General features: G+C 49.3%; 16 protein-coding genes. 8 read left to right on the top strand and 8 right to left on the bottom strand.

Features of this window, described 5'->3' with window-relative positions; genetic code table 11:
* Positions 1-79 precede the first annotated feature (79 nt).
* The 5 genes from ppiB to mnmH all read left to right on the top strand — a co-directional run bounded on the left by ppiB (position 80) and on the right by mnmH (position 4237).
* Positions 80-574 carry a peptidylprolyl isomerase B gene (ppiB, locus tag JT31_RS18045; RefSeq protein WP_038480312.1) on the top strand — a complete coding sequence of 165 codons (495 nt, stop codon included), beginning with the start codon at positions 80-82 and terminating at the stop codon, positions 572-574.
* Positions 574-1296 carry a UDP-2,3-diacylglucosamine diphosphatase gene (lpxH, locus tag JT31_RS18040; RefSeq protein ID WP_038480309.1) on the top strand — a complete coding sequence of 241 codons (723 nt, stop codon included), beginning with the start codon at positions 574-576 and terminating at the stop codon, positions 1294-1296. Before ppiB ends, lpxH begins: the two co-directional genes overlap by 1 nt.
* 139 nt (positions 1297-1435) lie before the next feature.
* The gene (purE, locus tag JT31_RS18035; RefSeq protein WP_038480306.1) at positions 1436-1945 is read left to right on the top strand and encodes a 5-(carboxyamino)imidazole ribonucleotide mutase; all 510 of its coding nucleotides are present in this window, start codon (positions 1436-1438) and stop codon (positions 1943-1945) included.
* A complete protein-coding gene (purK, locus tag JT31_RS18030; protein WP_038480301.1) occupies positions 1942-3012 on the top strand; it encodes a 5-(carboxyamino)imidazole ribonucleotide synthase in 1071 nt (356 codons plus the stop codon). The genes purE and purK overlap by 4 nt, the downstream gene beginning before the upstream one ends.
* Positions 3013-3139: 127 nt before the next feature.
* Positions 3140-4237 (top strand): tRNA 2-selenouridine(34) synthase MnmH, encoded by a 1098-nt coding sequence (gene mnmH, locus JT31_RS18025; RefSeq protein WP_038480298.1) that lies wholly within the window; start codon positions 3140-3142, stop codon positions 4235-4237.
* On the opposite strand, the gene JT31_RS18020 is transcribed toward mnmH, so the two are convergent.
* The gene (locus tag JT31_RS18020) at positions 4227-5432 is read right to left on the bottom strand and encodes an MFS transporter (RefSeq protein ID WP_038480295.1); all 1206 of its coding nucleotides are present in this window, start codon (positions 5430-5432) and stop codon (positions 4227-4229) included. The genes mnmH and JT31_RS18020 overlap by 11 nt on opposite strands.
* 437 nt (positions 5433-5869) lie before the next feature.
* Here JT31_RS18020 and JT31_RS23285 point away from each other — a divergent pair, with 437 nt between their 5' ends.
* The 3 genes from JT31_RS23285 to JT31_RS18010 all read left to right on the top strand — a co-directional run bounded on the left by JT31_RS23285 (position 5870) and on the right by JT31_RS18010 (position 12242).
* Complete coding sequence (locus JT31_RS23285) at positions 5870-6739, top strand: hypothetical protein (RefSeq protein ID WP_071842987.1); 870 nt, start codon at positions 5870-5872, stop codon at positions 6737-6739.
* A gap of 194 nt (positions 6740-6933) precedes the next feature.
* Positions 6934-8070, top strand: a complete 1137-nt coding sequence (locus JT31_RS18015; protein ID WP_038480292.1) for a DUF3800 domain-containing protein — start codon at positions 6934-6936, stop codon at positions 8068-8070.
* A 539-nt stretch (positions 8071-8609) separates the two neighbouring features.
* Positions 8610-12242, top strand: coding sequence for a hypothetical protein (locus JT31_RS18010; protein WP_038480291.1), 3633 nt, complete (start codon positions 8610-8612; stop codon positions 12240-12242).
* Between the two features lie 316 nt (positions 12243-12558).
* On the opposite strand, the gene JT31_RS18005 is transcribed toward JT31_RS18010, so the two are convergent.
* From JT31_RS18005 to JT31_RS17975, 7 genes are all read right to left on the bottom strand, one after another.
* On the bottom strand, positions 12559-12819 hold the full coding sequence (locus tag JT31_RS18005; RefSeq protein WP_052049017.1) for a barstar family protein: 261 nt from the start codon (positions 12817-12819) through the stop codon (positions 12559-12561).
* Between the two features lie 158 nt (positions 12820-12977).
* Positions 12978-13283 carry a hypothetical protein gene (locus JT31_RS18000; protein WP_016537619.1) on the bottom strand — a complete coding sequence of 102 codons (306 nt, stop codon included), beginning with the start codon at positions 13281-13283 and terminating at the stop codon, positions 12978-12980.
* Positions 13284-13592: 309 nt separating this feature from the next.
* A complete protein-coding gene (locus JT31_RS17995; RefSeq protein ID WP_038480287.1) occupies positions 13593-14126 on the bottom strand; it encodes a hypothetical protein in 534 nt (177 codons plus the stop codon).
* A gap of 270 nt (positions 14127-14396) precedes the next feature.
* Positions 14397-15056: a methionine ABC transporter permease gene (locus tag JT31_RS17990; RefSeq protein WP_038480284.1), complete on the bottom strand. Its 660-nt coding sequence runs from the start codon at positions 15054-15056 to the stop codon at positions 14397-14399.
* Entirely contained in the window at positions 15049-16065 is a 1017-nt protein-coding gene (gene sfbB, locus JT31_RS17985; RefSeq protein ID WP_038480281.1) for a virulence-associated ABC transporter ATP-binding protein SfbB, read from the bottom strand. The genes JT31_RS17990 and sfbB overlap by 8 nt, the downstream gene beginning before the upstream one ends.
* 56 nt (positions 16066-16121) lie before the next feature.
* A complete protein-coding gene (locus JT31_RS17980; RefSeq protein ID WP_038480278.1) occupies positions 16122-16958 on the bottom strand; it encodes a MetQ/NlpA family ABC transporter substrate-binding protein in 837 nt (278 codons plus the stop codon).
* 229 nt (positions 16959-17187) lie between these two features.
* On the bottom strand, positions 17188-18666 hold the full coding sequence (locus tag JT31_RS17975; RefSeq protein WP_038480275.1) for an MFS transporter: 1479 nt from the start codon (positions 18664-18666) through the stop codon (positions 17188-17190).
* Positions 18667-18736: the final 70 nt, after the last annotated feature.

The following is an 18736-nucleotide window of genomic DNA, read 5'->3' as shown; positions in this document are numbered from 1 at the left end:
GTAGCGTTATGCTATAACAGCGTGCTGGTACGACGGCACCGTTTGCCGCCGTACTCTCTGACACTCATAGGATGCAAGCATGGTTACTTTTCACACTAATCACGGCGACATCGTCATCAAAACTTTTGATGATAAAGCGCCTGTTACCGTTAAAAACTTCCTGGACTACTGCCGCGAAGGCTTCTACAACAACACCATTTTCCACCGTGTGATCAACGGCTTTATGATCCAGGGCGGCGGTTTCGAACCGGGTATGAAGCAGAAAGCGACTAAAGACACCATTCAGAACGAAGCGAATAACGGCCTGAAAAACACCCGTGGTACGCTGGCAATGGCTCGTACCCAGGCTCCGCACTCTGCCACCGCACAGTTCTTCATCAACGTGGCCGACAACGACTTCCTGAACTTCAGCGGCGAAAGCCTGCAGGGTTGGGGCTACTGCGTGTTCGCAGAAGTGGTTGAAGGTATGGACGTGGTTGAGAAAATCAAAGGCGTTTCCACCGGCCGCAGCGGTATGCACCAGGATGTACCGAAAGAAGACGTTATTATCGAAAGCGTAACCGTAAGCGAATAATGTCGACGCTGTTTATTGCAGATTTACACCTCTGCTCAGAAGAACCGGCGATCACCGCCGGTTTTCTGCGTTTTTTGGCCGGTGAAGCCCGCCAGGCGGATGCGCTTTACATCCTCGGTGACCTGTTCGAAGCGTGGATTGGCGATGACGACCCTGAACCGCTGCACCAGCAAATCGCCACCGCGATCAAAGCGCTGGTTGATTCAGGCGTGCCCTGCTACTTCATTCACGGCAACCGCGACTTCCTGCTCGGCAAACGCTTTGCCAGAGCCAGCGGCATGACGCTGCTACCCGAAGAAAAGCTGCTCGACCTGTATGGCCGCAAAGTTCTTATCATGCACGGCGACACGCTGTGTACCGACGACGAAGGCTATCAGGCGTTTCGCCGCAAGGTTCACCAGCCGTGGCTTCAGGCACTGTTTCTTGCCTTCCCTCTGTTTATACGTAAACGTATTGCCGCCCGGATGCGCGCCGGTAGCAAGGCCGCCAACAGCAGCAAGTCTATGGCCATCATGGACGTTAATCCGCAGGCCGTGGTCGACACCCTCACCCGCCACAATGTTCAATGGCTGATTCACGGGCACACTCACCGCCCGGCAATCCATGAGCTTACCGCCAACGGGCAACCCGCTTTCCGCTGCGTATTAGGCGCATGGCATGAAGAAGGGTCGATGATAAAAGTGACGGCGGAAAACGTCGAGCTGATCCACTTTCCTTTCTGATAATAAAGCCCGCTTTTTTGCCGATTCGCTAACCACGCAACCGTTTTCCTTGCCGGAAGTTCGTGCTATTCTCTGAGCCCTTCTGAGCGGGCGCCCGACGCCCGATGATGTCTGCACACCCACAGGAGTTTTGAGACGCATGTCTTCTGAGCACACCCCGGCGCGTATCGCCATTGTTATGGGTTCCAAAAGTGACTGGGCCACCATGCAGTTCGCCGCTGAAATCCTTACCGCCCTGAATGTCCCTCACCATGTCGAAGTCGTCTCCGCCCACCGCACGCCGGATAAACTGTTCAGCTTTGCCGAACAGGCCGAAGCCAATGGCTACCAGGTGATCATTGCCGGAGCCGGTGGCGCTGCGCATCTGCCGGGCATGCTGGCCGCAAAAACCCTGGTCCCGGTGCTGGGTGTGCCGGTCCAAAGCGCCGCCCTTAGCGGCGTGGACAGCCTTTATTCTATCGTCCAGATGCCGCGCGGCATTCCGGTCGGCACGCTGGCCATCGGTAAGGCCGGGGCCGCCAACGCCGCCCTGCTGGCCGCGCAGATCCTGGCCCTGCATGACGCAGACCTGAGCCAGCGCCTGGCAACCTGGCGTCAGACCCAGACCGACGAAGTGCTGGACAACCCGGACCCACGGAGCGAAGCATGAAGCGCGTCTGTGTCTTAGGTAACGGCCAGCTGGGGCGCATGCTCCGCCAGGCCGGTGAGCCGCTGGGCATCGCCGTTTACCCTGTCGGGCTGGACGCCGAGCCGGAAGCCGTGCCGTTCGCTCAAAGCGTGATCACCGCCGAGATTGAGCGCTGGCCGGAAACCGCGCTGACCCGCGAACTGGCGCGTCACAACGCCTTCGTTAACCGCGATATCTTCCCGATCATCGCCGACCGCCTGACGCAAAAGCAGCTGTTCGATAAGCTCGGCCTGGCCACCGCGCCGTGGCAATTGCTCTCCGGTAGCCACGAATGGCAGGACGTGTTCAGCCAGCTCGGCTCTCTGGCGATTGTGAAGCGCCGCGTCGGCGGCTATGACGGCCGGGGCCAGTGGCGCTTGCGTGCCGATGAAACCGACCAGCTGCCGGAAGAGTGCTACGGCGAATGCATCGTCGAGCAGGGCATTAACTTCTCCGGCGAAGTTTCTCTGGTGGGCGCGCGCGGCCATGACGGCAGCACGGTGTTCTATCCGCTGACCCACAACCTGCATCAGGACGGTATTCTGCGCACCAGCGTTGCCTTCCCGCAGGCCAACGCCGAGCAGCAGCGTCAGGCCGAAACCATGCTCACCGCCATCATGCACGAGCTGGGCTACGTCGGCGTGATGGCGATGGAGTGCTTCGTCACGCCAGCCGGCCTGCTGATCAACGAGCTGGCTCCGCGCGTGCACAACAGCGGGCACTGGACGCAAAATGGCGCCTCCATCAGCCAGTTCGAACTGCACCTGCGCGCCATCGTGGATTTACCGCTGCCGCAGCCGGTGGTGAATGCCCCGTCGGTGATGGTGAACCTGATCGGCACCGACCTGAACTATGCCTGGCTGAAGCTGCCGCTGGTGCACCTGCACTGGTACGACAAAGAAGTTCGTCCGGGCCGCAAAGTCGGTCATCTCAACCTGAACGACAGCGATACCGGCCGCCTGAGCGCCTCGCTGGAAGCCCTGGTTCCCCTGCTGCCGGTGGAATACGCCAGCGGTATTGCCTGGGCGCAGAGCAAGCTGGTGAAGTAAAACCGCGTCGCGTCTGACCCTCCTTTTGTTTTTAGAGGGTCAGACCAATTTCCCCCTTTCCCTTTCCTTTGCCCGACCAGAAGCGCACAATCCCCCACGTTACGCCGCTTCAGACTAAGGTTATGCCATGGAAAAACGCTCTAACGCGCAGGACTACGACCGCCTGCTGCTCAACGACATTCCGCTGATAGACGTTCGCGCCCCGGTAGAGTTCGCTCAGGGAGCGATGCCCGCTGCCCATAACTTACCTCTGATGCTGGACGATGAACGCGCGCAGATCGGGACATGCTATAAGCAGCAGGGCCAGCAGGCCGCCGTCGAACTGGGGCACCGGCTGGTCAGCGGCGAGCGAAAAGCCAGCCGGGTCGAACGCTGGCTGGAGAGCTGCCGCCAGCAGCCTGAAGGCTATTTATGCTGCGCCCGGGGCGGGATGCGTAGCCACATCGTACAGCACTGGCTGCGGGAAAACGGCCTCGAATACCCGCTGGTCACCGGCGGCTACAAAGCCCTGCGCCAGCATGCCATGCAGGTAATCGACACCCGTTCGCAGTGGCCGATGATTATCATCAGCGGCAACACCGGCTGCGGCAAAACCATCCTTATCCGCTCGCAGCCGACGGGCGTTGACCTTGAAGGCCTGGCGCACCATCGCGGCTCGTCGTTTGGCCGCACGATTGTGGCGCAGCCTTCTCAGGCCAGCTTCGAAAACAACCTCGCCGTCACCCTGCTCAAAATCAGCCCGACCGGGCCCAAAACGCTGGTTGTGGAAGATGAAGGCCGGATGATTGGCTCCCGCCATATCCCCGAAGCCTTCAGAGAACAGATGCTGCGCTCGCGCATTGTGGCGATCGACGATCCGTTCGAACTGCGGCTGGAGCGCCTCAAAAACGAATACTTCGAGCAGATGATCGAGGCGTTTTTATCCGTCAGCGATGAAGAAAGCGCATGGCGCGATTACGCCGAGTACCTGCACCACGGCCTGTTTGCCATCCGCCGCCGCCTGGGCATGGAGCGCTTCCAGCAGTTCACCGCGAAGCTAGACGAAGCGCTGCTCACCCAGCGGAAAACTGGCTCCTGCGAAGGCCATCTGGCCTGGCTGTCGCCGCTGCTGAAAGAGTATTACGACCCGATGTACCGCTATCAGCTCAGCCAGAAGGCCGACCAGATTGTCTTCCGGGGAGATTACCAGCAGGTCGAGTCCTGGCTGCGCAGCATTAACGAGTAGCCGATTTATCCCCTGCCGAGAGCGCCAGCCCCAACCCGGTTACCGCCAGCAAGACCAGAGGAATGCCCACCGCCCACGGCAGCGTAAACGAAAGCGCGAACAGTGCCGTGCCGGTAGCCGGCCCCACAGATCCCTGCAGATCGCTCACCACCGAAAGCGCGGCCATGTACGTCGCGCGTAACCGCGCCGGGGCTAACTTGTTCACCGCCGTCGGGATCAGCGGGCCGGTCATCATCTGGGACAGCGAATAGAGGCAGACCGCCATCACCAGCGTCACGACGTGAGGATAAGCCAGCAGCAAAACAAAGGCGGTGATAAGCGAGGAGCCTGCGCTGAGGGTGATAAATAACGGCGAGCGTCGGGCAAACAGCTTCGTTAAGGCGAGCTGGCCAACCGTGTTAACCCCCGCGCCAAACGCGAACAAATAGCCGATGCTGGCCGCACTCATTCCCATCTGATTGCTGGCATGCAGCGGCATGACGGCTTCCACCCAGCTCCCGGCCACGCCCAACAGCAGCACCCACATTAGCAGCACGGCCAGGCGACTATCCCGGAACGCGGGCAGCAGCGCGCTAAACCCTTCTTCATCGCCCTCATCTTCCGCATCAGCGGCTAACGAACGCGTTTCCGACAGGCAAATCGCCAGCATCAGACCGCCCGCAACCATCACCGAACCTCCGGCCAGAAAAACGTAACCCAGCCCCTCTTGCACCAGCACCGTACCCAGCAGCGGCCCGGCTATAGCGCCCGCGCCGGAACACACGCGCATCATGCTGAACTGGCGTCGGTGCTCCGCAGCTGGCGTGGCGTCCGCCACAATGGTGTAGATGGTCGGATGCAGCACCGACTCAAACAGGCCAATGACGATCAACACTGCGGCGGCGGCAAAGACGCCGTGCGCAAAGAACAGCGCGATAAAGCCCGCCCCGACGCCGGTCGCCGAAATAATCAAAACGGGCCTTCTGCCCACGCGATCGGCAATGCCGCCGATAAACGGCGCGGCCAGCAGCTCGCCCCCGGCATAGCAGCCGAACAGCAGGCCAATAAACTCCACCGGGATAGCGGCAGACTGCTGCGCCCACAGCGGGAAAAAGGGCACAATCGCGCCGTCGACCAGGCCGACAATGAAATAGAGGATAAAGCCCAGAACGTGGGGCTTGCGGTACGCAATAACGGGGGATGTAAAAAGTGCCATGATATTACCCAAGTACAATTACCCCGAATGCCGGGGAGAATATGTACGTTGGATAACGTTAACGTTTACGACTTGCGAGAAGCTAGCCTGATACTAGCCAATCGCCGGGTAAAGGGCAACTGTGAGATTTGGGGGCTGGTGGTGGGTGGGGGATTGGGGTAGTTTTTCTGTCTGCTTAGTGCCTGAAGCGGACATTGTTTGAATAAACGCATCTCATCAGTCTTTTTTATCTTTGGTTGTTAATCACATTGCTTACCCTGGCTGGATCAATATCGATACAATAAGAAAACAAATGTGTTACATATTCAAGGCGATGGCGCCTAATGTTGCTATGTTAAAATGAGCGAAATTGTTGCAGACGCTATAGGGTAATTCGTTGCTAATTTGGCAGATTGTCATTATCTCCAAAGGGTTAGAAATCGAGGAAGCTATATCTAATGATCGGAAAAGTTCTTCAGAGAGCCTTTCACATGACTTCATCAAGTGCCCATGGCGAAATAGCTCTTTTTCGTGCATTTATCCACGCATTCAATGCTCTTGGGTATAATGCGCTGGCGCAGGAATTTCATGGTAATCGTTATCAAGTGACATTTAGCGCTGCTCGAGGTGCTGGACGAGCAGTCCCTAGATGTGAATTATGTGACGTAATGATCATCCATTACCCGGCGGGAAACCCTAGTGCTGCACGTATTACTTTTAATCAAGCAAAGGTCACTAATAACTCGCTGATTTGTGATCCTATAACGTCTGTTCCATATAATTTTCGCGCAAATTTAGAACAATGGGATTTGCTATCAAACCGCCCATCAATAAAAGCTGCTACAGCAAAAATGCAACTTCCTTGCAATCTACTTTCTCATGCCCTGCTACCCTCTATAGGTACATTTGGTGTCTTTTATCCAAAAGGCTCGGGTTTTGATTTTGCCTACTTTGTAGCAGATGGACTCAGCCCCTTGAAAAACAATGCCACGCGGTCGGGAACTCTTCAGTGGGGGACTCCATTAGGCCAAGTTCGCAAAATAGGTCACTATCATGAGAGGACAGCGACTTGCTGCATGTATACCTTTGGGGAAGCTCTTGAATTGGGCTTGATAGGGTCACCTCTCCAACAATTAATATATGGTTCATCTGAATCCGTTGAAATACGAAATTGGTTACGTAGTGTGCTCTCATCGCTCCAGGAAATGCATCCTGACTCCGAGTTACCAAATGAGTTGCTGGATGGACTAGAATTGACTAACGAAGAATCCTCTTGGACAGATGATCGATCAAAGCCACGCGCGGTAGTGTTGGTCAGAACAGGTTAAAACAATTCAATAGAACAGATAAATGATATTTCTAAGTCACTTGGCTTGATGGACAGTATAATTACCTCCCCAGTTACACCGTGGAAAGCAAACTTTGATTAGCAGTATTATATCAGACGGAAGTAACTGGCGCTTAAATTTACAGTTCAGAAAAATTAGTTCATAAACATCGCACTAAGGAATTATTACCTATCATGGAAATACCTTTCTTTGACTCACCCGACAACAGATATACCTTCTATTATGACGAAAGTGGCAATGATCGTAAGTTCTACATACGTGAAGATTTCAGTGGCTACAACGTTCAACGGAAAGGGCTACATTTCTTCTTAGCTGGTGTTGCTCATCGTGGAAATTCTACAACTGCTGATGCTAATGCTCTGATCGAGACTCTTAAGCTGGCGCAAGGAGAAGAACTTAAAGCTGCTGTGTTTGGTAAAGGTGAATTTCCGGACATCATCGGACGTAAGAAAACAGGGACTTTCTTAAAGTGGCTTGTAGACTCAGAACTTTATGTTCACTGCTTTCATCTAAACCTTGTATATTGGTCTTATATAGATGTTATCGATGACTGTATAATATACGCCCTTGATAATAAAATAATCCCCACTGGAACGTCTGAATTTAATCTTGAGCACTTCATGAAAATTCATAAGGATGCCCTTTATGATGTTATAACAACAAATGCTAAAGATTTTTTTGAGCTATTATCCAAATATAATTTTCCTGAGGTTTTTGGTAAAGAAAAAGAATTCATCAAAGATTTGGCTAAATTTTCAGAACGCTCAGGGTTAAAGTTAAAAGAGAAAGAATCAAGTAACCAGCTTGCTTTTAATCAGTTAACATTGTCTTTCTTTTTCAAAAAGTGTCAAGATATAGATGAACTCACCCTATTATCTGATAAAGCTAAAACACCTATTATCGAAGATTACTCTCTTTTCTATAAGATGAGAGCAATGATGTTTAGGCATTCAAAACATTTATTTGATCAGGAACCACGTATTGAGAAAATAATCGCTGCAGGCATAGGTAATCATCCAGATTTCACCTCAGACATTGATTATTCATTTCATAATTCAAAAGATGTGACATTGATTCAGGTTAGCGATGCTATATCCGGTATTCTAAGAGAATATTACACTTTTATTGATACATATTCTCCTGAAGAGCTTGCTGAGATTAGAGGTGGTTTATCATCACGTCAGGAAGAGAACTTTCAACTATTTGAAGATCTTTTAGACAGAACCGACAATCATTGTCGTGAAATGTTCTTCTCTGTTAAAACGGTTTTTGAGTCTTATAAAAATGATTTGTTTGCTGGGCGGAGATAAAAAAGGGGTTCGCGCCCATTTTTTCACATCATGGGCGTTGCTTCTTAGCTGTTTAGACCGGAGCGCTTAACAAGCGCCATTGTTTTCGTAATCTTTTCATTGTCGGTAGATAAGTATTAACTTCTACTTATCGCTCATACCAGGAGACCATTCCTCTAATCCGCTTCGTGCCAGGAGCGGACATTGCTACTTCGTAAATGTCTTAATCCATATGGCTTTATTAGTAAATATCAAGGAATACAAGTCCAAGGCAAAATTTTGGTGATTATTCTTGTTCAATAAACTCTGTTTTTAACTGCGCTAAATTGTAAAGTATTGTTTTGCTGACTTGCCATTGTGTTCTTTACGAGCAAGGTTTTTAGGCATTGCCAGTGCTAACAGTAGCGTGAAATCAGAGGGATAGGTGAAGAAAAACAACGGGGCTTTGGCTAATCTTTAGCTTTGTTTCTGCTATAATAGGGCGAAATTTTATCTGTATGATTTTGTTTGATTAACTTCTGAGAAGTAGCTCTCTCGGTGAAGATGGGGAAAGGATATCAATGAGTGATGACAGCTATAAATTTCAAAAACTAACGCCGATCAGCGATGTTGAGCTGGGCATATATAAAAATGCGATAGATTTTGTTTTTGCCAACGACGATCTAAAAAACGTTGCAATATCAGGGCAATATAGCGCAGGGAAAAGTAGCCTTGTCGCATCCTATAAGAAAAGTCATTCGAATATAAAGTTTGTTCATATTTCACTTGCCCATTTCAGGGCAACGGCGGAAGCTGAAACTAATGAAACAGATAAAACCATAAGCGAAACAGCGTTAGAAGGTAAAATTCTTAATCAGTTAATTCACCAAATTAATACTGATAATATTCCCCAGACTCATTTTAAAGTAAAGAAAAAAGTAAAAACGAGCAACATTGTGATAAATACCATCTTCACGCTGTTATTTATCGCAACTGTGCTGCATATCACTCTATTTAATAAGTGGGTAGAGTTCATTTCACTTTTATCTGATGGCGTTTTAAAGACACTACTAAAATTATCGACTAGACATGATACGCTTTTAATTAGCGGCTTTATAGGTGCTATCCTGTCTTTTATCTTTATTTATAAATTAATAAAAACCCAAAAGAATCGTAATGTCTTTAAAAAAATTAATGTACAGGGCAATGAAATAGAGATTTTTGAAGAGAGTGAAGAGTCTTATTTTGACCGGTATTTAAATGAAGTATTGTACCTTTTCGAGAACGTTGATGCTGATGCCATTATTTTTGAAGATATGGACCGTTTTAATAGCAATCATATCTTTGAACGTCTTCATGAGGTGAATAGGCTGGTTAATATTCAAAGGACCCTAGCAGGGCACAAGAAACCGACGCTACGTTTTATTTACTTGCTTCGTGATGACATATTTATTTCTAAGGATAGAACTAAGTTCTTTGATTATATTATCCCGGTTATTCCTGTTGTTGATAGTTCTAACTCTTACGATCAGTTCATCTCACATTTTGATGATGGTGGTATTCTCAAGTTGTTCAATGAAAGATTTTTGCAAGGAATTGCGTTATATATTGATGATATGAGGATGTTGAAGAATATCTATAATGAATTTCAAATTTATTATAACAAGTTAAATACAACAGAGCTTGATTGTGATAAAATGTTGGCAATTATTGCTTATAAGAATATTTTCCCACGAGATTTTAGTGAGTTGCAACTTAATCAAGGTATGGTTTTTACCATATTTAGTGAAAAAGATAATCTTATTTCTGAAGAAATAAAAAAAATAGAAACAGACATTGCCGATAGAAAAAAAGAGATTGAGGTAATCAATGATGAAATGCTCAATTCTAGCCAAGAGGTTGATGCTATATATGATAAGGAGTCATCTAAATATAATAATCATCCTCACTACTATCAGCTTGAGAAAGCTGATATAGAAAAGAGAAGGGTGGCTAGAAAAGAAATTGTTGAAAATAAAATCAATGGAAAAATAGAAGAAGTTAATGAATTTATATCAAGGTTAAGAGAGAGTTTGGTTGATTCTAGGAATAAAAAACTTAAAGAAATAATAACAAGAGAAAACATTGATGAAATATTTAAACTCACCTATACCAATGAAATTGGAGAAGAAAGGGATTTTAATGAAATCAAAAGCAGTGAGTATTTTGATTTGCTTAAATACCTTATTCGTGATGGTTATATTGATGAAACCTATACCGACTATATGACCTATTTTTATGAAAATAGCCTGAGTCGAATTGATAAGATGTTTTTACGCAGCATTACCGATCAAAAAGGCAAAGAGTTCACTTATCAACTCAAGAATCCCAAGCTGGTCGTTGCCCGCCTTCGAGAAGTGGATTTTGAACAGGAAGAGGCGCTTAATTTTGATCTATTAGCTTATCTGCTTCAAACGCCAGCTCAAGTAAACTTAATAAAACGTTTATTCAAACAACTAAGAAAAGATAGAAGAGTTGAGTTTATTCGCGGCTACTTTGAAACTGAGAGGGCTCAGCCTAGCTTCATTAATCGATTAAATACGGAGTGGCCTGAATTCTATTCTTATGCGCTGACAGAGAGTGAATTTTCTGCTGATTGGGTTAAACGCTACTCTATAGGCACATTCTATTATTCTGCCAATAACTCCATTGAGGCCATTAACATTGATGATTGTCTGACTGATTACATCTCCGATTCGGCGGATTATTTATCAATATCAGAACCGAAGGTTGACAAATTAATTAGTGGTTTTAAGTTGCTTAACGTCTCTTTTGTCAGTATCAAATTTGAAAACGCAAATAAAGTACTCTTTGATAAGGTTTATCAGCATTCACTTTATGATATTAATTTTGCCAACCTGACCTTAATGCTGAGTAAGGTTTACACGCTTAACAATGAAGATGATATTCGCCATAAGAACTATACACTAGTGATGTCACAGCCTGATTCTCCCTTGGCTAGTTATGTTAATAACCATATTAATTACTATCTGGATATGGTTTTATCGAGTTGTGAGGGTTCAATCGTGGATGATGAAGCTATTGTTTTATCCGTTCTTAATAATGAGAAAATATCTGATGAACAAAAAGGGCAGTATATAAACTCTTTGCAAACTTTCGTGACCTCTCTGAGTGAGGTTGAGAGCGAATCCTTATGGTCATCTTTGTTGAATAAAGATAGAGCTGTTTGCTCTGAGGAAAATATAGTCTTTTATTTTGAACATGTTGATGGGCTGGATGACTCACTTATCGAATTTATCAATAGAACTCATGTAGAGCTGAATTTTCAAAATATTAACATTGACGATGAGCTTAAAGGTAAATTATTTAAGTCGATTGTAATTTGTAATGATTTATCAAATCATAAATATGAAAAATTAATTTGTTCACTAAATCTTATTTATAAAACCTCCTTTAGCGTTAGTAATATCGCGAGTGATAAGTTCAAAATATTAGTGGATAAAAATATTATTCGTATGAGCATTGCCCCGCTTAATTTCATACGAGATAACTATCCGGAGCAACTTTCCTATTATATTCATAAGAATATCAGCACATACGTTGAACTAATGACGATTGATAACTTTATTTTGGATGAGGCTATATCAATACTTTCTTGGAAAGTTGATGATGATCTGAAAATTAAGCTACTCGAATTTGTTAAAACACCGTTGGCTATTCATGGCAAGAATTACTCTCAGATCATCAATGACTATATTTTAGAAAATAATTTTAAACCAGATGAACTTCTATTCTTGACATCATCGTATAAAACTTGGGGAACCTCTACTCAGTCGCTCATCTTGAGTCGAGCGATACAGAATATATCAGCATTGATAGCAAGCCCTAATGATGTTTCTGAACCGTTACAAAAAAACCTGTTTGTGGCAGAGGGACTGAATATGCAGAATAAAATAGCACTGCTAATCGCTTTGTTACCTGGTAAGGATTTGAGTAAGACGGCTTGCAAAGAGTATCTTGATCTGCTTGGTTTATCGGAGTTCAGTAAAATTTTGGGGCGAGGCAAACCTAAAATTGAAGTTGATTCAACTAATCAAAGTTTATTAACAGCATTAAGAGATAACCACTTCTTCTCTGATTTTGAGGTGGATGATGAAAATCCCACTTATTATAAAATAACAAGGCGGCGCTCTATGTCTGGCTCAGATACATAGCATTATATATTTTTCTACAGTTTGGGCACTTTTATAGTGCCCAATTTTTACGCTGAAACTTACGTAGCTAATCTGACTTTTCCCAGTTGACGAATACACCTAGGTGTTCGTGAAGCCCTCAGTGTGTTGGGATAGATGCGAGCGTCCGCTCCTCGCTCTAAGTTGCCGTTCAAGTACCTTTAAACAGAGTCGGCCAAACTCTGACGCGGCCTGCAGGTGGAAATGCTAACGTTTCCATCTGACACTGGATAAAATCTTCGGACTGACCAATGGGCAAGAGTTATTTCAATACATAATCGAACTTTTCTTCCCAATTTTAATTCAGGTCTTGCTGTTTTGCCCTCTCAAAATTCTTGATGAGTTCGTCGAAATAACTGCCAAGATATATTCTGGATAACTCAGAGTTTAACCATATTATTTTCACCGGCCTTTCGACATCGGTGCTAAGGCGATCCCACAATGCATCGAGATTTCTACCATAGTAAGGCCCAAAGTCTAATGATGCAGACATAATGGAATGCAACTCTTTTTCAGATAGGACGTGCGCTCCATCCAAATACAATTCACCTGCACTCATTTCCTGTTCACTCACTTTGACTTTCTACCAGAGATTTAATACTCACCAATGCACGTCATGTCCGTATTGGCGGTTTTAACAATTGCCGACTTCCCCTCCTCGCTCAGAGCTGCCTGTCGATATCTAGCACACAGTTCATTACAGGCGACTTTGGGCCATTATCTGACGTTGTATTTTTTTATGCTAATACCATTGATATTGTATATACCTGTTCGCTTAATCCGCTTGCCCTTTTTGTCCGTAATAGTGGCGGTAAGCGTGCTGCAGCGAATGGAATGATGTTCATCAATCACCAAACGAATTGCTTCTGAAGAATCCTCCACCTCGACGAGGTCATCAGTCTTATCCAGGCCGAATGGTACAAGGTGGAATGCGGTTTTTCCCGATGATTTTCTGGTTACCTTTACAGGGTAAAGCACATCACCACTTTTATGGATCAATTCAAGGCGTTCAGTGTAAATCATGGTAATTCTCCTTAGTTTGTCTGCATGAATGTACAAACTGAAGATAGGAGATACAACAAAAAAGACAGGTAAAGATAAAATAGCCTAACTCGCCCCATAATTCATTGAATTAAATATCTATTTTCGCAAGGTGCAGGTGAAAACTGAAATATTGATTAACCTTAGAGCCAGTTAAAGTGATCTACTCGCTATAACTCAAGACACTCTGATTTAAATATTAATTCCGAACTTCCGCTCCTCGTTCCCCCCTTCCCCAACACCCCACCCTCCCCAACAAAGGGGCAAGGTGGTTTGTCTACCCAACAAAACTCAATGAACCAACTCCAAAGCCTCATCCTCAATCATCGCCAAACCACCGTCCAACGAGCGAATAAATCTCGGGGCTTTTAAATCTTCGGCCAGCACGGTGAGCAGCTCATACAGCAGCCCGGTCATCTGCTGCCTTTGCTCGCGGGACTCTTGCTGATTCAGCAGGACGATGGTTAATGCCGTGCAGTATTCGCGGAGCGGTTCGGAGTCGGTGGCTAGTGGGTTGTAGCAGATGCGGGCCTCGCTCTCTTTGAGCGTCAGCTTCTCTATCAGGTGCTCCGGCAGCGGGGCTTTTAGCGCGCTTTTTAAGACTTCCAGCCCGGCGAGCAGGCGGCCGCAGAGCGCCATGCGTTCCGTTTGATTTTGGTTTTCAAGCAAATGCTCTGCGTACTGCTCGCAGACATCCAGCACCTGGAAGAGATCCATCGCTGCGCCCTGCGGCTTTTCTAGCAGGGTTGCGATATCGCCCGCAAATGCCGGGTCGTGTGGGGTGATTTCAGGGCGAGCCTGTGTGTTACTATCAGCATTAGCCATAGCTGTTACTCCGTATAACGGTTGTGGTCAGCCCCCGTCTGGTGTTCCACCACCATTCGGGGGCGCTTCTTTTTCCGGCTTTGACCGGGTTTATCTCTTGCTCATCCCTCCGATCATACTGGATGGTTGCACAGTAACCCAGATGAAAAACCAGGCAGATTGGCAAACTTCGAGGCGGCTCGCAGGAATGATGAAACGCTTTGGGGAATTGCAGATTGGGGGCTTATCAGGAAGAAAACAGGCCGAACGGACGTCCGGCCAGAAAGCCGATTAATGCCTGTCGCGTTTATCCGCGCGTTTGGCGAGGTAGTCGCCAAACATTTGCACGATCTGCACCAGCACAATCAGCGCCACAACCGTGACCACCATGACCTGGGTTTCGTAACGGTAATAGCCGAAGCGGATCGCGAGGTCGCCCACGCCGCCGCCGCCGACAATCCCCGCCATCGCCGAGTAACCGATCAGGCTGACCAGGGTTATGGTTAAGCCGCGCAGCAAACCGGCGCTGGCTTCCGGCAGCAGCACGGTGCAGATGATGCGCATCGGGCTGGCGCCAAAGGCCTCCGCGGCTTCAATAATGCCTTTGTCCACTTCCCGCAGCGCGCCGTCTACCAGGCGGGCATAAAACGCAATTGCCGCCACCGACAGCGGCACGGAAGCCGCAATCGGCCCGATGGTGTTACCGAGCAGGAACTGCGTCAGCGGCAACAACAGCACCAGCAGAATGACGAACGGCACCGAGCGCACGATGTTCACCACCACCGAGCTGAAGATGTTCAGCGCGCGGTTCTGCCAGAACAAATTGCGGTCGGTAACGAAGATCAAAAAGCCCAGCGGCAGGCCGCCGATAATCGCCAGCAGCGTGGAAATGCCCAGCATCTGGAAGGTTTCGCCAAAGGCAATCGTCAGGTCCGCGACTAAATCATCCATTCAGCACCTCCACACAGGCCGTATTTTTCCGAATATGATCGATGGCATCGCCCACCGCAGCCGGGTTGCCGGGGGCGGTAATCGCCACCACCAGAATGCCCAGCGCCCGGTCGCTGATGTACTCGATTTTGCCGTGCAGGATGTTCACGCCGACCCCGAACTTCACCGCCGCGAAGGAGAGCACCGGCTGCTCGGCCGAGTCGCCAACGAACATGATTTTCAGCAGCGCGCCGCGCATGTTGTCGAGCAGGCGCACCGGCAGCGTGAGGTTCAGCGTGTGGGACACCAGCTGGCGGGTAAATTCATGCTGCGGATGAGCAAAGATGTCGAACACCTCGCCGGACTCCACCACTTCCCCGCCGGACATCACCGCCACGCGGTCGCAAATCGTTTTGATCACGTTCATCTCATGGGTGATCAACACGATGGTGATCCCCAGCTGCTGGTTGATCTTTTTCAGCAGCGCCAGAATGGTGGCGGACGTTTCCAGATCCAGCGCCGAGGTCGGCTCATCACAGAGCAAAACATCCGGATGGTTCGCGATGGCTCGCGCAATGCCCACGCGCTGTTTCTGCCCGCCGCTCAGCTGCACCGGGTAGCGGTTGGCTTTGTCGGCCAGGCCCACCAGCTCAAGAATTTCATCCACGCGCGGGCCGATTTTACTGCGTTCCCAGCCCGCAGCTTTGAGGCTGAAAGCCACGTTCTGCCTGACAGTCCGGGTGTGCATCAAATTGAAGTGCTGGAAAATCATGCCGATACGCTGGCGCGCTTTACGTAGCTCGGCGCCCTGCAGCGCGGTAATCTCGGTTCCACCGATTTTTACGCTACCCTCACTTGGGCGCTGGAGCGCGTTCAGGGTGCGTAATAAGGTACTTTTCCCGGCACCGCTGGTGCCAACAATGCCAAAAATCTCACCGGCCCCAATGTGCAGCGAAACATCGTTCACCGCCCGGCTGGTCTGGTTCCGGCCCGTGGGGAAGTCCACGCAGACCTTTTCAATCTCAATCATGACAACCTCAAATCAGCGATAAAGAGCAGGCATCCCGCCTGCCCGCTTTGCTCTGGTTACTTTTTGTCGGCGGCAACCATCCAGTCAGGTTTCTGGAAGGCGTTGAAAATATTCTGCGGATCGTCGATCGCTTTTTCGTAGGCCGGGGACTTCACGGTCTCCACGATGTCTTTGGCGAACGGCTTATCCGCATCTTCGGCACGCACCGCGATGATGTTTTTGAGGTTCTCGTCCAGGTGTTCCTGTTTGAGCGCGGAAGAGAGTTTTAGCCCGGCGGCAATGGCAAAGTTACCGTTGACCAATGCGGCGCTGGCGCTGTCCAGCGTGCGCGGCAGCTGTGCGGCCTCCAGCGATTTAAACACCAGGCCTTTCGGGTTGGTGGCGATATCGCGCTCGGAGGCTTTGGTCGGGTCAATGTTCTCTTTGATGGTGATAAGCTCCATCGACTGCAGGAAGCGCAGCCCACGGGCGAGGTTGGTCGGGTCGTTAGACAGGGTGACAATGTCGCCTTTCTTCAGCTCGTCCAGGCTTTTGACCTTATGGGAGTAAATGCCCATCCCGGCGGTTGGCACGGCGATCAGCTTCGCCAGCTTGAGGTTTTTGTCAGCGGTGAATTTGTCGAAGTACAGCGAGTGCTGGAACAGGTTGGCGTCGATGCTGCCGTTCGCCAGCGCCATGTTGGGCTGCACGTAGTCGCTGAACTCGCGCACCACGACTTTATAGCCTTTCTCTTTTAACGACGGGGCGATGGCCTGTTTGACCATGTCGCCGTAAGGCCCCGGCGCCACGCCGAAGACGATGGTGTGCGGGTCGCTGTTGGCCTGAGCAAACTGCAGGCCGCTGGCCAGAAGTAAAGCGCCGGTCGCCACGCGCCAGCCGAAACGATTTCCCATGGGTATTCTCCCTTACAGAATGATGTGTGGTGTCCTGAGGCGAGCCTCTTTCACGGGCCGCTTACTAAGTCGTTGATCCAACTGGACAGAGTAAGATGGCACATTCCGTTAACAGGGTTAATTGAAAATATTTCATCTTGCGCCCGGGAGAAGGCGCGACGGGCATAAAGCGGGCTTTTGCGAATAACGATAAAGCAAAGCGGAAAACCCGCTTTGCTTTAGAATGAGCTTAATCAGCGCAGGATGCCGCCCGTTTGCGCTTAACGTTTGTTTTAAAATTGAACAGCAAATAACTCGCCAGCGACAAACAGCCCACCCCTACTGCGCCGTAGGCCAGCACACCAGAAAAACCGGCATTCAGCGCCTGAATAATGAGATCGCTACTGAGCGAGCCTCTGGTCCCGCCAGCTATTTGTTCTGCCAGGGCATACCTTTCGCTCACGCTGTCGATATGGCTCTGTAAACTTTCGGCTATCCCCGCCACCAGGAGACTCCCCATTAAGGCAATATTGATGGCGAGGGTAATTAAGCGCGAACTGATATCAATCCCGGAAGCCATGCCCACGCGGTTAGCGGCGACGGAACTCGTGGTGGTGTTGGTGACCGGGGTATTGATTAACCCCAGCGCCATCCCCGAAAGTATCGCGCCGGGTAGCAAACTGACCTGATAGATGACGGCTAGTCTCATCAGGACAAATCCCAGGCCGATAGTAAGCAGCCCCAGCGGGATGAGGCGCGCGGCACCAAAGCGCAGCACAAGCTTCTCTCCGACTGGCGGCATTAACAATGTGGGCAGGGTGTAGGCCAGCAGCGCCATACCAGTCTCCATAATGCTGTAGCCCTTCCCTATCTGGTAATAAACCGGCAGATAAATCATCAGCGGCCAGAAGCTGAAATTCATCCCCACGGACCCCATCAGCGCACCGGAGAAAGGTCTAATCCGAAAGACTGAGAAATCAAACATAGGATGAGGGTGGCGTAGCTCAATTATGACGAACAGCCCCAGGCTGATAAAAGTGCCCAGCAAGGTTAACTGGGCTTCACCGCTGGTCCACCCGATATTCCCGCCCTGAGTGATGAGCCAGGTCGCCCCCACCACTCCTATGCTCAACGTCACCAGGCCCGCGACATCCAGCGGTTTCGTGGTGTTTTCCCGCGACTCGATAACATTTTTCAGGGTCAGAGCCAGGGTGAGCAGCGCAATAATGCCGTGGACCAGAAATACCCATTGCCAGCTAAACCACGCCTCCAGCACGCCGCCGATGACGGGGCCAAAGCCCAGCCCAAAACCAAATGTGATCCCCCAGGCGGAAAACGCCCTGCTGCGCGCTTTTCCCTCCGGAAACTGGACCGACAGGATGGCAATCAGGCTGGTTAACATCGCCCCGCCGCTCAGTCCCTGCAAAAAGCGCCCTACAATAAGCCATTCCGGCGTCCGGGCCAGGCCACAGAGAACCGACGTCAGGCCAAACCCAATAATGCTGATAATAAAAATACGCTTGCGGCCATATTTATCTGCCAATGTTCCCGTGGCCATCAGCACCGCCGTACAGGAGAGGGTATAAGCGTTCATAATCCACTGCAGTTCGCGAAAATTGGCCTGCATCTGCTTTTCCAGCACCGGCAAAATAACCGGGACGCTGGATATTTCCAGGCCCGACATTAACGCGGCCAAACAGACCGCCATCAGCGCTAATAGGTTTTTCATACTGGTTTCCTGCAAAACGTTAAGAAGGTGCCAGCATGAAAGATTCGGGGTGGAGTAGAAATCGACGCTC

The organism is Cedecea neteri (assembly GCF_000757825.1).
GTDB lineage: Bacteria > Pseudomonadota > Gammaproteobacteria > Enterobacterales > Enterobacteriaceae > Cedecea > Cedecea selenatireducens.
This window is presented reverse-complemented; position numbering and strand designations above follow the sequence as displayed.

What these genes read in the sequence shown, in the direction of transcription:
- ppiB (WP_038480312.1), top strand. Translation starts at nt 80, where the DNA reads ATGGTTACTTTTCACACTAATCACGGCGACATCGTCATCAAAACTTTT.
- lpxH (WP_038480309.1), top strand. Translation starts at nt 574, where the DNA reads ATGTCGACGCTGTTTATTGCAGATTTACACCTCTGCTCAGAAGAACCG.
- purE (WP_038480306.1), top strand. Translation starts at nt 1,436, where the DNA reads ATGTCTTCTGAGCACACCCCGGCGCGTATCGCCATTGTTATGGGTTCC.
- purK (WP_038480301.1), top strand. Translation starts at nt 1,942, where the DNA reads ATGAAGCGCGTCTGTGTCTTAGGTAACGGCCAGCTGGGGCGCATGCTC.
- mnmH (WP_038480298.1), top strand. Translation starts at nt 3,140, where the DNA reads ATGGAAAAACGCTCTAACGCGCAGGACTACGACCGCCTGCTGCTCAAC.
- JT31_RS18020 (WP_038480295.1), bottom strand. Translation starts at nt 5,432, where the DNA reads ATGGCACTTTTTACATCCCCCGTTATTGCGTACCGCAAGCCCCACGTT.
- JT31_RS23285 (WP_071842987.1), top strand. Translation starts at nt 5,870, where the DNA reads ATGATCGGAAAAGTTCTTCAGAGAGCCTTTCACATGACTTCATCAAGT.
- JT31_RS18015 (WP_038480292.1), top strand. Translation starts at nt 6,934, where the DNA reads ATGGAAATACCTTTCTTTGACTCACCCGACAACAGATATACCTTCTAT.
- JT31_RS18010 (WP_038480291.1), top strand. Translation starts at nt 8,610, where the DNA reads ATGAGTGATGACAGCTATAAATTTCAAAAACTAACGCCGATCAGCGAT.
- JT31_RS18005 (WP_052049017.1), bottom strand. Translation starts at nt 12,819, where the DNA reads ATGAGTGCAGGTGAATTGTATTTGGATGGAGCGCACGTCCTATCTGAA.
- JT31_RS18000 (WP_016537619.1), bottom strand. Translation starts at nt 13,283, where the DNA reads ATGATTTACACTGAACGCCTTGAATTGATCCATAAAAGTGGTGATGTG.
- JT31_RS17995 (WP_038480287.1), bottom strand. Translation starts at nt 14,126, where the DNA reads ATGGCTAATGCTGATAGTAACACACAGGCTCGCCCTGAAATCACCCCA.
- JT31_RS17990 (WP_038480284.1), bottom strand. Translation starts at nt 15,056, where the DNA reads ATGGATGATTTAGTCGCGGACCTGACGATTGCCTTTGGCGAAACCTTC.
- sfbB (WP_038480281.1), bottom strand. Translation starts at nt 16,065, where the DNA reads ATGATTGAGATTGAAAAGGTCTGCGTGGACTTCCCCACGGGCCGGAAC.
- JT31_RS17980 (WP_038480278.1), bottom strand. Translation starts at nt 16,958, where the DNA reads ATGGGAAATCGTTTCGGCTGGCGCGTGGCGACCGGCGCTTTACTTCTG.
- JT31_RS17975 (WP_038480275.1), bottom strand. Translation starts at nt 18,666, where the DNA reads ATGAAAAACCTATTAGCGCTGATGGCGGTCTGTTTGGCCGCGTTAATG.